The organism is Neptuniibacter sp. (assembly GCF_024231755.1).
Lineage (GTDB): Bacteria > Pseudomonadota > Gammaproteobacteria > Pseudomonadales > Balneatricaceae > Neptuniibacter.
The window spans coordinates 1-13,728 of the sequence record NZ_JAAEQH010000189.1; the positions used below are offsets into that span (position 1 = coordinate 1).

Genomic DNA, 13,728 nt, shown 5'->3' on the forward strand with positions numbered 1-13,728 from the left:
CAGAGCGCAGATTTTTCTGAGGACCAGACTCTTTCAGTTTACCTTCACCGGACCATGCCCATGCGCCATACAAACCCTGAAGAATCGCAAATTGTGCTTCGTTCTCACCTAACAATTTTACGTTTTCACCTGAACCTGCAGAGTTGATCGCAGACATAGAGATCTTGTGCTTTGGCTCCAGCTTAACTTTAGTCAGCGTTGCCAGTGCAACACCTACTGGATAGTAAGTACCGCCTGTAGAAGCCGTTGCCAAAATATAGGAACGCTTCTCTGCTGCCTGTGCCAGACCTGCAGTGCCCATTGCGGTGCTCATCGCCAGGGCTAAGCCCATGCCTTTAATGAAAGTACGTTTTGTTATTGTCATCCTCAGTACCCTTTTTAGTCAGTTTGAGGTTTAGTTTTTAATCCGTATTTCATATAGCAATGGGGGTGCCAATTCGCCAAAATTAAAATTTATCCTTTATTTTCAATGCATTAAGAATAATTCAAAAAACCTTATAAGTGCATGAGCAGTTTTTTGCTTATGGATTTACGAGTTGATAGGCAAAATATTGCTCATTAACAACGTAAATGCTGATAAGGAAGGGTTTAGAGGAATTTAAGGCTCAGAAAGAGATAATACTGATCGTAAAAAGGGTAGATTGTCAGTTTGGAAAGCCTGATAGGCAAAAAAATGCCTAAACAGTTGTTTATCTCTCGAAATTACATAACATCACAGACTTATCGATACCCTATTGGAGATTAAGGATGATCAGGCCATTTATACTTGTTGTCGCAATATTAGTCAGCGAAGTGACAGTCGCAAGCGACTGTGTTGTCCTTCTACACGGTTTGGCCAGAAGTCCTGATTCGATGATTCCTGTAGAAAAAGTGCTGGTAAAACATGGCTACTCAACGGTTAACGAAGGCTACCCTTCCAGATCGAAAAACATTGAAGAACTAGCCAATGAAACCATCCCTAAAGCGTTGGAGCAGTGCCCTACCAATACGAAGGTAAATTTCGTAACTCACTCAATGGGAGCCATTTTGCTCCGCCAATACTTAGCCCAAAATTCAATTCCGAATCTAAAACGGGTTGTAATGCTCGGACCTCCAAATCAAGGGAGTGAGATTGTTGATACGCTTGGAGATATACCAGGGTTCCATTTTATTAATGGGGATGCAGGGCTCCAGTTGGGTACAGGAGATAATGGAATTACAAATATCTTAGGACCTGCATCATTTGATCTAGGAATTATCGCAGGTACTCAAACAATCAATTGGGTTCTATCATCCTTCATCCCCGGAGCTGACGACGGGAAAGTTTCTGTCGATAGAACAAAGCTTGACGGAATGAACGACCATATAGCCCTACCTGTTACACACCCATTGATGATGAATAACAGACCAGTACAGAATCAAATTCTTCATTATCTTAAATACGGATATTTCGAGCGATCTTCAGGATAACGCTATCTAAGTTGCTATTCCGGATAGCTAAGATTTAAACTCAGATCGGCTGATGCCGTACTTAGCCATCTTCTGATTCAAGGTACGGCGCGGTAGATCCAGTGCTTCCATCACTGCTTTTATATTGCCTTCATGTTCTGCAAGGGAACGCTTAATCACCTCCGACTCAAAGGCAGCAACCTGCACTGCCAGAGGTTGGTTAATATCCTCGCTGAGAGCCGAGGCCTGCATCGGTTTCTCATCCGGGAACAAGATATCAGCCACAGAAACCCGAGAATCCAGGGCATAACGCATAGCTATATTCTTAAGTTCACGGACATTACCCGGCCACTGATAACTTTGCAGTGTACGGATATCTTGTTCAGGTAGGTTACGCATTTCCCTTTTGTGGTCCGCCGAGGTCATCCGCAGATAGTGCTCAAACAGCAGCGGTACATCTTCGAGGCGATCACGTAATGGAGGTATATGTAGCTGAGAGACATTAAGGCGGTAGAACAGATCCTCCCTAAACCCGTTCTCCACTCGCAAATCCACTTTTGAGGCTGCGATCACTCGCAGATCCACATCAATTGGGGCATTGCCCCCCAAACGTTCTATAACGCCTTCCTGAAGTGCCCGTAGCAGTTTGATCTGAAGATTAAGCGGCATAATCTCAATCTCATCCAGAAACAGAGTGCCGCCATTGGAGTATTCAAATTTACCCACACGGCGTTTAGTCGCTCCGGTGAAGGCTCCTGCCTCATGACCAAAGAGTTCACTTTCAATGAGTGATTCAGGGATAGCGCCGCAGTTGATTGGTACAAAATGAGATTTTTTCCGTACACTGAATTCGTGCAGACACTGTGCTACCAACTCTTTACCGGTACCAGTTTCGCCATAGATGATAACGTTGGTATCCAGTTCAGCCAGGGTCAGGAGCTCCTGCTTCAAGCGTTGAATCGCTGGGGAGATACCAATCAGGCGGCTATCAATACCGGATGAGCTCGAAAGGTGCTGCTGCAGTCGCAAGTTCTCAAGCATCAAACGACGTTTATCACAGGCGCGTTGAATCGTTTCGACCAAGCGCTCCGGGTTGAATGGCTTTTCTATAAAATCATAGGCACCTTTACGCATGGCACCTATCGCCATATCAACATCACCATGCCCTGTTACCAATACCGTAGGCAGACCGGGAACCTGTTTAATTATTTCATCGAGTAATTCTAGGCCATCCATCTCTGGCATCTTCACATCGCTGACTACAATACCCGGAAACTCTTGACTGATATGCTCTAGTGCCTGTTTCGCACTATCACAACCGATAACCTGAAAGCCTGCCATCTGCAGCCATTTCTCCGTCGACTTGCGTACCATTGCTTCGTCATCAACGAGCAGTACAGTGCCACGGTTTTCTTTATTCAGGTTGTCTAAGCTCATCGGCTTTTTTCCATCACAATTTATAATTTCAGCGGTTTAGCATTTGGGTAGAGTCACTACAAAACGGGCTCCCCCCTGAGGCAGGTTTTCTGCCCATATCTCACCATTGAGGTCCCGGACAATGGATCTGACAATGGATAACCCAAGACCAAGTCCATCGCCAATACTCTTGGATGTGACAAAAGGTTCAAAAAGATCGGGTAACAGCTCTTCATCTATGCCCGGACCAGAGTCTGATACATTCAGGGTAATATTGTCATCAGTAGCAATACGGATGTTTAAGCACTTGTTCTCAACTGTAGACATAGCATCCAGCGCATTTTTAATCAGATTAACTAGAACCTGTTCCAACCTCGCACTGTCTCCCAGTATATAAACCGTATCATCAGGTTGATCCACCTGCAGTTGAATCTGCTCATCAGCAAGGCGCTGCTTGAAGAGCTGCAACGCATGCTGAACCGCCATCTGCATTGATACCTGTTCCATCTGTTCAGGCTTTTTATAGGCAAAGGTTTTCAGCTGTGATGTGATCTGAGCCATACGCTGAGTCAGCTCATCAACTTCAGTCAGGCTTTCCGATAACATCTCAGGCTGCTGCAACATCTGACGGCAGATAGCCACATAGTTTCTGATAGCCGTCAGGGGTTGATTCAGTTCATGTACCACAGCGGTGGACATCCGACCAATCGCAGCCATCTTACCCGCTTGTACCAGTTCATCCTGAGCTTCCTGAAGCGCCTGCGTACGCTCCTCTACTTTATGCTCCAGGGATTCATTGGCTTTTTGTAACTGCAGCTCCAGGCCTTTACGCCGGGAGATATCGATCACCGTCACCAGGAACTGGCGATCTCCCAGATACTCCATTTTTCGCACAGAGATCATAATCGGAAATTCAGTACCATCCCCTCGACGGCCAACAGACTCATAACCGATCAATGGGGCAAAACCCTGTTTACCTAAACGACTTAACCCTTTGGATAAAGGTGAAGATTTTTCAAAAGCCAGAAGTGTCGTCAGAGGTTTATGATCAACCAGACTCATCGACACCGTAAACTGCTGCAATGCCATCTCATTGGCAAAGGTGATCACCCCTTTATGATCGATCAGGAACAGTCCTACCTGAGCATTGTTAATTATCGCTTTCTGCTGCGCTTCATTTCGTGCCAAGGCCTCACGGGTCTCATTCTGCGAGCGGATCTTTAACTGACGCTCACGTAACAAAAGCGCCAATAGCCCTAGCGCCAAGCACCCACCAAAAGAGAACAGGGATGCATTCCTTACATTACGGTCCACCACATCGGTGTTATTCAGTACAATCACCTGCCAGCGCAGATCATCCAGCTCAACAGAACGAGACAACCAATTGGATGTATCCTGACTCCACAACGATGTTTTAACACCGTCGGCAAGATCAGTACCCGTGACGGTAACCTGCTCACTAAGTGGCTTAAAACGCTTAAAAGGTCCCGTAGTGAAAAACAACGTACCCTCTGCATCACTTAATAATACAGTTCCAAACGAACGTAATTTTTTGACCAGACTCTCCAACTCAATACGAACCACAGCCGCTCCGCTGAACCGAGTACCGTCGTAGATTGGAGATGATAGATAGTAAGCAGGCCGCTGTTTCTCTGCGTTTAAGCTGAACTGCCGTCCCCTGTGCCCTGCTTTAGCCTGGGTAAAGTACTCTTGCCCTTGATGGGAACGAAGGAAAAAGTTCTGTTCATCACGCCAGTGACTATATGCCAGCGGTCGTCCCTGCTCGCCTATTACGAAAAGAGATGAGGACCCTGCTACCAGATTGGTCTGCTCCAGATAGAGACTAACCTCAGCACTGAGGTTGGCATCCGGTTCCAGCATTAGCGCCTTAACATCGGTATTTTGTGAAATAAGAAAAGGAAGGTAGCGGTATTCGCCCAATGCATTACGCAGCTGAGTGATCACCTGTAACAACTCATCGGACCCCTGTTGATGCAACTGCTGTAAGGTCCAATCACGGGTCTTATTCACAGAGGCCCAAGTCACAACCAACGTGAATAATAGAAAGAGTAAGGTGGCAAGCAGCCGTTTAGTCATGGGTTCTGTATTCTGGTGTGGGAAGATTAAACGTCCATGGCCTCTTCAGGAATAATTGCATTGTGGTAAACATTCTGGGAATCATCCAGATCATCAAGCACATCGATCAACTTCATCACCTTGCGTCCAGTTTCCACATCCAGCTCTACTGTTGTCGATGGAATCATTGCTACTTCAGCATGAACAGATTCGAAACCAGCATCAATCAAACCCTGCTTAACATCCAAGAAGTCATGCCAATCGGTGAAAACATCAATAGACCCATCATCGTTTTCAACAACATCATCTGCCCCCGCTTCTAATGCAGCATCCATAATAGCTTCTTCATCTACATCATCAGCAAAGGTGATCTGACCTTTTTTATCAAACAGATAAGCAACAGAACCACTGGTACCCAGATTACCGTTGTATTTGTTGAAAGCAGCACGCACCGCAGCAACGGTACGATTAACGTTGTCCGTCATACACTCAACAAGAATAGCTACACCGTTTGAGCCATAGCCTTCATAGGTCAGCTCATCATAATGCTCACCCTCAGCCCCACCTGCACCACGCAAAATTGCTTTATCGATGGTGTCGCGCTTCATGTTTGCGCCCAGGCTTTTGTCTACAGCGGCTCGCAAACGAGGATTGTCATCAGGATTACCGCCGCCCTCTTTAGCCGCAACTACCAACTCACGAATAAGCTTTGTGAAAATCTTTCCACGCTTTGCATCCTGCGCCGCTTTACGGTGTTTAATGTTTGCAAATTTGGAATGACCTGCCATAGCGACTGCTCCCTACTCATTTTTTCTTTATTTTTAATACTATATAAACAAAAAAAGCTGCCCTAAGGCAGCTTTTTTTCAAACTCGAATCTTCCTAAATGAATTAAGGAGTCTTACGCAGTTTGATGTTCAGTTCACGCAGCTGAGCAGCGCTTACTTCACCCGGAGCTTCAGTCATCATACAAGATGCACTCTGAGTTTTAGGGAATGCAATAACTTCACGGATAGACTCAGTGCCAGTCATCAGCATGATCAGACGGTCCAGACCGAATGCCAGACCACCGTGTGGAGGCGCACCGTACTGCAGTGCATTCAACAGGAAGCCAAACTTGTCTTCAGCTTCTTCGTCGGAGATGCCCAGAATTTCCAGAACCTTAGCCTGCATTTCCTGATCGTGAATACGAACAGAACCACCGCCCAGCTCGCAACCGTTAAGAACCATATCGTATGCGCGAGACAGCGCATCCAGTGGATTCTCTTTCAGCTCTTCCGGAGTACAGCTTGGTGCTGTGAATGGGTGGTGTAGTGCAGTCAGACCCGTATCAGTTTCTTCAAACATTGGGAAATCAACAACCCACAGAGGTGCCCACTCACGCTCAGACATCTCAAGATCTTCACCCACTTTGATACGCAGCGCGCCCAAAGCTTCAGAAACGATCTTAGCCTTATCTGCACCGAAGAATACGATATCACCGTTTTCAGCACCCAGACGATCCATGATCGCCATTGTCACTTCATCACCCAGGAACTTGATGATTGGAGACTGTAGGCCGTTAACACCGTTTTCGATCTCGTTAACTTTGATCCAAGCCAGACCTTTAGCACCGTAGATACCAACAAACTTGGTGTAGTCATCGATGTTCTTACGTGTCAGCTTAGCGCCACCCGGTACTTTAAGTGCAGTTACGCGACACTTAGGATCGTTTGCAGGACCCGCGAATACTTTAAATTCGATGTTTGCCATCAGGTCAGCAACATCTACCAGCTCCATTGGGTAACGCAGATCCGGCTTATCAGAACCGAAACGCTGCATAGCTTCTGAATAAGGCATACGTGGGAAGTCACCCAGATCAACACCTTTAAGCTCCAGGAACAGCTTACGGATCATATCTTCAGTCAGACCCATTATGCCTTCTTCGTCCATGAACGAAGTCTCGATATCGATCTGAGTAAATTCAGGCTGACGGTCTGCACGCAGATCTTCGTCACGGAAACATTTAGCGATCTGGTAGTAACGGTCAAAGCCAGAAACCATCAGCAGCTGTTTAAACAGCTGTGGAGACTGAGGCAGTGCGAAGAACTGACCGTCATGAACACGGCTAGGTACCAGGAAGTCACGCGCACCTTCAGGCGTTGCACGGTTCAGGATTGGAGTTTCAATATCCAGGAAGCCGTTATCATCCAGGTAGTTACGGATTGCATTAGAAACTTTAGAACGGAAACGCAGTTTTTCCTGCATTTCTGGACGACGCAGATCGATGTAACGGTTACGCAGACGTACATCTTCACCAACGTTCTGGTGTTCATCCAGCTGGAACGGAGGTGTTTCAGATTTGTTCAGGATAACCAGCTCTTTACCCAGAACTTCGATCTCACCTGTTGGCATTTCTGGATTGATCGTGCCTTCAGGACGGCTACGAACAGTACCTTTGATCTCAATTACGAACTCATTACGGCAGCTATCAGCCAACGCGAAGCTCTCTTCACGATCTGGATCAAATACAACCTGTGCCAGACCTTCACGGTCACGCACGTCCAGGAAGATAACTCCACCGTGGTCACGACGACGATGTACCCAACCACACAGGGTAATGTCTTCGCCAATATGCTCTTTTCTGAGATCGCCGCAATAATGACTGCGCATAATTTACTGTTCCTGTTAACTGTCTCTGTTCGGCTCGAGCCAAACGATCAATGAATTAAATTTTTTACTACCGGATCAACTGTCAGAGCTTGAAGAAGAACCGGATTCACCAGCAAGATTTTTCTTCTTCCCGGTTTTGAAATCTGTCTCGTACCAACCGGAACCTGAAAGGCGAAAACCCGGTGCAGATACCTGTTTGGTCACTTCCTCACTTGCACAGGAAACGCATGCAGGGGCAGGCGCATCACTTTTCAGGACAAGCTTTTCAAACTCGTGACCACAGTTTTGACACTGAAAATCAAAGATTGGCATTGGAAATCAACCTAATCCACGCCCTGCAAACATGTAAGGCGTATTTTAAAAACGGCGGATTATACCTTATTTATGCAGAGGGAACAGGCCCCAAATATGAAGAGAAGTGAAAGAATTTGATAGATCCCCAGCAATCTACCTGTACTGGTTTATTGATACGAGGAAAACTCGGATAGAACACTGTTTTCATCATGAGCCACTATGATTTCGGATCAAGCTGACTGTAGAGTTCTAGCCGTATACAATTGCTCAGATAAAATTAATATGCGGGTCCCCTCTCCAAGGCGAACCAATTGCTATAATGACTCTCAAAGGGACATTGAGATGCGCCAAATCTATTTCATTACACTGCTATTATTACCATCTATCTGCGTGCATGCCGATATTTACACTTGGGTTGATGAAAATGGAGTTAAACACTTCAGCGACCGTCCGCCTCAAGGCAAAGAATTATTAACATCCAAGAATAGAGCCAGTATATCCAAAGATAAATCTAAGAATATCAACCTCATAGCCCCACCTCCTAAAATTCCTAGTTACCAACCTGCAAAACAGGTTACGTCAACTCAGCAAGCAACCAGCAGCAAGAACAAGAAGTCACAGGGCTCCGGGAACTCAAGCTCCCAGAAAAACAACAAGAGTAAACTACAGAGCGCTTCTCAGGTTCGTAATGCATACCAAAAGGGTGCTGCTACCTATAACGAAAACAACCCTGACAACCCAGTACCTGGTGGCCACAATAAGCAAGCTCGCATCCTGACAGCAAAAGAAGCTAAAAAGGATAAGCTCAACAAGAAAAGTAAGAAAAAGTTAAAAGATAAACTTAAAAGTTATAACTCATCCAAGAAAAAGAACAACTCTCAAAACTAAGCAGTAACCCTTTGAGCGGATATCAGCTTAGTTTTGAGAGTCCTGCGTATAATTCGTCGATTATCCCGATAAGTACCTATTTTTCTGGAACAAACTCCACTTCACCTGCCATTAAAGCTTCTAGCTTGCGTCGCACATCGTGAATCTGGTCTTCAGTAAAAGGAACCACAGGTGTTTTACCCCACACAGGACCAGGCCATGCAGGGTCATTTTCATATCGAACAATATGGTGAATATGTAGCTGGGGCACCATATTTCCCAGTGAAGCCACATTCATCTTTCTAGCTGCAAAGGTATCAGCCAGATTCGAGGCCAAGTATGAAGACTCTTTTATTAGCTGACTCTGTTCTTCTTCGGATAGATGATAAATCTCTGAAGCACCAGCACGTCGTGGAACCAGCACAAACCAAGGATATGTCGCATCATTTATCAAAAGGAGTCGACTCAACGGGAAATCACCCAAAACAATAGAATCTGCAGCTAACTGCGGGTGAAGTTCAAATTCAAGTTCCAACTCATCCATTACACTACTCCTGAAACTAAAACAGACCGACTAAAAACGATAGAATGGGACAGCCATATCTAAAACATAGCAGTTCAGAGGACTTCCTGCGATATGCCAGAGATCAAACTTTGCCATGAAATCAAAGAAATAGGTAAGGAAGCCTGGAATCAGCTGTGTAAAACTGATTACCCTTTCGCCCGCTACGAGTTTCTCTACGCACTAGAAACCTCTGGTAGTGTTCAGCCAAAAACCGGCTGGCAACCTTTACATCTCCTACTGCAAGATAACGGTATAAATATAGGCGTAATGCCGCTTTATCTTAAGAACCACTCATACGGTGAGTATGTATTCGACTGGGCTTGGGCCGATGCCTACAACCGTTATGGTCTGGAGTATTATCCCAAATTGGTGACGGCTATCCCCTTTTCGCCTGTAACAGGGCCAAGGCTTCTAACTCAGCAAGACCCAAAACCTCTATTGGAAATGATCAGCCACTCCTTACCTCAAATAGCAGAACAGGTGCAGGCAAACTCATGGCATCTACTGTTCCCTACTGACGAAGAACGTAATGCAGTACAACACCCTCACCTAATGCATCGTAAAGGTTGTCAGTATCAGTGGTTTAACAAAAATTACGCAGATTTCGACGACTTTCTCGCCACATTCACTTCCCGAAAGCGCAAGAATGTTCGCAAAGAGCGGCAAAAAGTTATCGATCATGGCATTACCCATGTTCAACTTGATGGTGAAGATATCAGCCCAGAACAACTCGATCAGTTCTACGATTTCTACCGTATGACTTACCTGAAACGAGGCCGGGAAGCTTATCTGACCAAGGAGTTCTTTTTCCTGCTTAAAGAACTGATGCCAGAAAACCTTCTGCTCGTACTTGCCTATAACGGCGATCAGCCGGTAGCCGGTGCACTCTCTCTGAAAGACTCTACAACTCTCTATGGGCGCTACTGGGGTTGTTTTGACGAATACGACAGCCTGCACTTTGAGACCTGTTACTATCAGGGCATAGACTATTGTATTGCCAACAAACTAAGACGTTTTGACTCGGGGGCTCAAGGTGAACATAAGATCCAGCGCGGCTTTGAACCAGTGGAAACATGGTCGGCACACTGGGTGAAAGAGGTTGGTTTTAATCAGGCGATACAGCAGTTTGTTGATGAGGAAAGCGAAGCGATCGATCAACAAATTGAGCATCTTAAGCAATATCTACCGTTCCGCAATAACGAGAACTAGAAGCACAAACAAGGTAAAAGGTCCGGGTTAAACCCAGACCTTTTCATTTCACTGAAGATATCGCGCCAGCGATATAGATATCAAGTTTTCAATCCTACAGATCATCCGGAGATAAATACGGGAGCAAAGCCCAGATTCCAGATAATCACTGTACCCACTCTTGTCAGAACAAGATAAACCAACCCTGCTGCCAAAATAGCTCCGCAGAAGAAGAAGGCACGATCTTTCTCTATCCCCAGGACATGCGGTAATCCATCATAGATCAGATAACCCGTGTATGCCGCTGCAGCCATATAAGCCAGCATATTGACCCATGGTACAGGGTAGAGAGACACAAAACCTGCCAGAAACAGTGGTGTACAAGCATAAGCAGCCAACGCAATACCGTTAGCGGCATACTCATCATGACCACTGCCGTAGGTTTTCGACATCCAGTCTATCATCCAGCCAAGACCAAAAACCCCTACCAGAATAGCTGCATAGGTCAGCACATTCAGCTGTAGAGAGCTCATGGTAGTTAGCTTAATCAGTTCACCATCCCCTACTCTCCAACCAAACTGAGTAGTAGAGATATAAGCGCATACCGGCCCAATCAGGGCAAGAATACCGATATAGGCCACATAAATACGGCCAGGACTTGCGTGCTCTTTCTTGATCAGTTCCCACTCCGCATCAGGATGGGTAAACATTCCGGGCACATGACTCAGCAACATAATAATCACCTCTTAGGCTTGGGAATCCCTAAACATTTCCGATTGCACTCAGATTCCCTGTTACTATTTCCTTATCAGTTTGCGAGCAATCAGCTCCATCTTGAGCTGTTACGTTTCCAGACAAAAACAGATCATTTTTTATACGTTAATTTTAGTTGAGTTCTTTTATACCAACCTGAAAATATTTAACGTTGCCCTTATACAAGGCGTTAAGCAGTGTTCTTAGACAATTTTTTTGAAGTCCGAGTTGAGCAAAGTACAATGCTCAGCACAGACATAATCACCTCCCAACAGAACACTCAGGCATGGAATCAAGAAAATCCCGTTTAGATAGGTTTATCTCTGTTCATACGGGTATTAACCGTCGCGATGTACGCCTGCTGATCGCCCAGAAACGTATACTCATCAACTCAGAACCCGCAACAGATATCAATCAGGTGATTGGTCAGTTTGATCAGATAAGCCTTGATGACGAGCTGCTGCAAAATAACCAACCGATTTACATCATGATGCATAAACCGGTGGGTGTGGTGAGCGCTACGGTGGATGAGCAGCATAAAACGGTGCTTGATCTTCTGGATTGCGATAACAAGGAGCAGCTGCACATTGTCGGTAGACTCGATCTGAACACATCCGGTCTGCTTCTGCTGACCAACAACGGAGAATGGTCGCGTAATCTAACCTCACCAGAGCACAAGGTAGCAAAGCGTTACCACGTCACTCTGGAAAACCCGATCACCGATGATTACGCCCCAGCTTTTGCCGCGGGGATGTATTTTCCATTTGAGGATATTACGACTCAACCGGCAGAGCTGGTTAAAACCGGGGAGCGGGAAGCTCAGGTTAGTCTGACTGAGGGTAAGTATCATCAGATAAAGCGAATGTTTGGGCGGTTTAGGAATCCGGTGATTGGGTTGCATCGGGAGGCAATTGGGGGATTGGAGTTGGATTGTGGGTTGGCTCCGGGGGAGAGTCGGGAGTTGACGATGGAAGAAGTTGAGCTTCTTTCTTGATCGGTATTTGCAGAATATTTCTTTGCTATTTTTGATCGCCTAAAGACGAGGCTTTATTGCTTGTTTCGCCAGCCGGCGAGTCAGGGTATTTGTCTTGGCAAATACCCTAACAACCTAAAGCCGCCCCAACTGTTTGCCGGGTTTCACCCGGTTCCCTGCGCGTTTCAGGTTGAATCGAGGGCTGCAGAACTCGGCCTTTCAGGCCTCAAACAGGCTTCGCCCTAATTCGATTAAACCTTCCAATGCTCGGCTGCACAAATGGGATGAATTTGGTGCCGCATTTTAAATGAAGGATTTGTAGGAGCGGTGTCCTCACCGCGATTAAATATCTGAATCAAAACCCCAACCAGTGGCAAGCCTCCCTCAAACTTACCAATATTCTCGTGGACTCAGAGCATCAGCACAATTAATCGTTCCGTGAACACTATCCAATACACCACTCCTCAACTCCTGAACCATCCACGCTTCAGGGTAAGGAAGTTCATATGGAGGTTTAATCTGGTGATCGGTATGGAAACCAAAGCGGGAGTAATAAGCTGGGTCACCCAGGACCAATACAAACTCAGCCCCCTGCTCTTTCAACATATCCAGCCCTTGAGTGATCAAGTTTTTACCAATACCGGATCTCTGAAAATCAGGAGCGACAGCCAGAGGGCAAAGGATATAACCGTTCTGAGTTTTACTACCCTCAACCTTTACTGACGTAAAAAGAACATGACCAACAAGCTCATCATCCTGTTCAGCGACTAATGAGATAAGCGGCTGAGCAGTTTTATCTTCAAGAAGCTCAACCACCAGCTTAGAAACAGCCTCACCTTCCTCTTTGCCAAATGCAGTGAGATGAAGAGAGCGGATATTTTCTTTCTCAGTTTCCAGAGATTTTCTTAAGGTCATATGTTTAATCATAACTTAGCCAAGCGGAACAGGTTACTCGCTCTTATTTAAGCGCTTGGGTGCACACAATTTGTGGTACTCCTTAACTAGTTCTCTAGCTAAGTTGTCTTGGATTAACCAACATATCTGTACCGCATACATCGGGATAATACATATGATAAACACCAAAAAGCTTGTCTTCTGTATTTCGCGTAGAGGCCCTGCTGAGTACCAAATCACATACAGCGCAACGGTGATCAAAAACATTACGAAGAATGCTTGGGACTTAACTGATTGATAGTTAACCGCAGCTATATTATGTCGACCATTTTTCAGTGCACGTTTAAATCTTGCAGATCTATTTCTCATTGTTCTTTTAAACAAAGAAACAGAGACATCCCTAAATTTCGGTGCCAGCTTAATCAGCACTGCAAAGAAAATACCCGTGAACCACCAAGCAGGGTCCATTAAATTATTGATTATTGTTTCGATGAGATACTCTCCTTGTACTATTAGCATTTGAAATGGGAATTGTGGGCCTGCTCGACATCCATCTGTCTGGTTAATTTAAGGTTTTAACCTACTAACCAAATCAAAACAACTGCCGTTTATTTAATCAAGA

The 13,728-nt window shown here is 45.5% G+C and carries 13 protein-coding genes; 4 read left to right on the plus strand and 9 right to left on the minus strand.

Going from position 1 to position 13,728, the window contains the following annotated elements:
- On the minus strand, nt 1-364 hold a 364-nt coding region (locus GY843_RS10005), incomplete at its 3' end, for a TAXI family TRAP transporter solute-binding subunit (protein WP_297309113.1).
- 488 nt (nt 365-852) lie between these two features.
- Between GY843_RS10005 and GY843_RS10010 the strand changes: the two genes are divergently transcribed.
- Nucleotides 853-1,449, plus strand: coding sequence for an alpha/beta hydrolase (locus GY843_RS10010; RefSeq protein WP_297309115.1), 597 nt, complete (start codon nt 853-855; stop codon nt 1,447-1,449).
- Between the two features lie 27 nt (nt 1,450-1,476).
- Here GY843_RS10010 and GY843_RS10015 read toward each other — a convergent pair whose 3' ends face one another.
- The 5 genes from GY843_RS10015 to GY843_RS10035 all read right to left on the minus strand — a co-directional run bounded on the left by GY843_RS10015 (nt 1,477) and on the right by GY843_RS10035 (nt 7,884).
- Nucleotides 1,477-2,865 (minus strand): sigma-54 dependent transcriptional regulator, encoded by a 1,389-nt coding sequence (locus GY843_RS10015; protein WP_297309117.1) that lies wholly within the window; start codon nt 2,863-2,865, stop codon nt 1,477-1,479.
- 36 nt (nt 2,866-2,901) lie between these two features.
- The gene (locus GY843_RS10020; RefSeq protein ID WP_297309119.1) at nt 2,902-4,941 is read right to left on the minus strand and encodes an ATP-binding protein; all 2,040 of its coding nucleotides are present in this window, start codon (nt 4,939-4,941) and stop codon (nt 2,902-2,904) included.
- A 26-nt stretch (nt 4,942-4,967) separates the two neighbouring features.
- A complete protein-coding gene (locus GY843_RS10025; RefSeq protein ID WP_297309120.1) occupies nt 4,968-5,708 on the minus strand; it encodes a YebC/PmpR family DNA-binding transcriptional regulator in 741 nt (246 codons plus the stop codon).
- A gap of 103 nt (nt 5,709-5,811) precedes the next feature.
- Nucleotides 5,812-7,572 (minus strand): aspartate--tRNA ligase, encoded by a 1,761-nt coding sequence (gene aspS / locus GY843_RS10030; protein ID WP_297309122.1) that lies wholly within the window; start codon nt 7,570-7,572, stop codon nt 5,812-5,814.
- 75 nt (nt 7,573-7,647) lie between these two features.
- The gene (locus GY843_RS10035) at nt 7,648-7,884 is read right to left on the minus strand and encodes a zinc ribbon domain-containing protein (protein ID WP_297309124.1); all 237 of its coding nucleotides are present in this window, start codon (nt 7,882-7,884) and stop codon (nt 7,648-7,650) included.
- Between the two features lie 324 nt (nt 7,885-8,208).
- On the opposite strand from GY843_RS10035, the gene GY843_RS10040 reads away from it, so the two are divergent.
- On the plus strand, nt 8,209-8,754 hold the full coding sequence (locus GY843_RS10040; RefSeq protein ID WP_297309126.1) for a DUF4124 domain-containing protein: 546 nt from the start codon (nt 8,209-8,211) through the stop codon (nt 8,752-8,754).
- A 76-nt stretch (nt 8,755-8,830) separates the two neighbouring features.
- Here the strand turns inward: GY843_RS10040 and GY843_RS10045 are convergent, their stop codons facing one another.
- Nucleotides 8,831-9,277, minus strand: a complete 447-nt coding sequence (locus GY843_RS10045) for an HIT domain-containing protein (RefSeq protein WP_297309127.1) — start codon at nt 9,275-9,277, stop codon at nt 8,831-8,833.
- Nucleotides 9,278-9,370: 93 nt separating this feature from the next.
- Between GY843_RS10045 and GY843_RS10050 the strand changes: the two genes are divergently transcribed.
- Nucleotides 9,371-10,507, plus strand: coding sequence for a GNAT family N-acetyltransferase (locus GY843_RS10050; protein ID WP_297309129.1), 1,137 nt, complete (start codon nt 9,371-9,373; stop codon nt 10,505-10,507).
- A 101-nt stretch (nt 10,508-10,608) separates the two neighbouring features.
- Here GY843_RS10050 and GY843_RS10055 read toward each other — a convergent pair whose 3' ends face one another.
- Complete coding sequence (locus GY843_RS10055; RefSeq protein ID WP_297309131.1) at nt 10,609-11,220, minus strand: Yip1 family protein; 612 nt, start codon at nt 11,218-11,220, stop codon at nt 10,609-10,611.
- 305 nt (nt 11,221-11,525) lie between these two features.
- Here GY843_RS10055 and GY843_RS10060 point away from each other — a divergent pair, with 305 nt between their 5' ends.
- Nucleotides 11,526-12,233 carry a 16S rRNA pseudouridine(516) synthase gene (locus tag GY843_RS10060; protein WP_297309134.1) on the plus strand — a complete coding sequence of 236 codons (708 nt, stop codon included), beginning with the start codon at nt 11,526-11,528 and terminating at the stop codon, nt 12,231-12,233.
- A gap of 369 nt (nt 12,234-12,602) precedes the next feature.
- On the opposite strand, the gene GY843_RS10065 is transcribed toward GY843_RS10060, so the two are convergent.
- A complete protein-coding gene (locus GY843_RS10065; RefSeq protein WP_297309136.1) occupies nt 12,603-13,139 on the minus strand; it encodes a GNAT family N-acetyltransferase in 537 nt (178 codons plus the stop codon).
- Between the last annotated feature and the right edge of the window lie 589 nt (nt 13,140-13,728).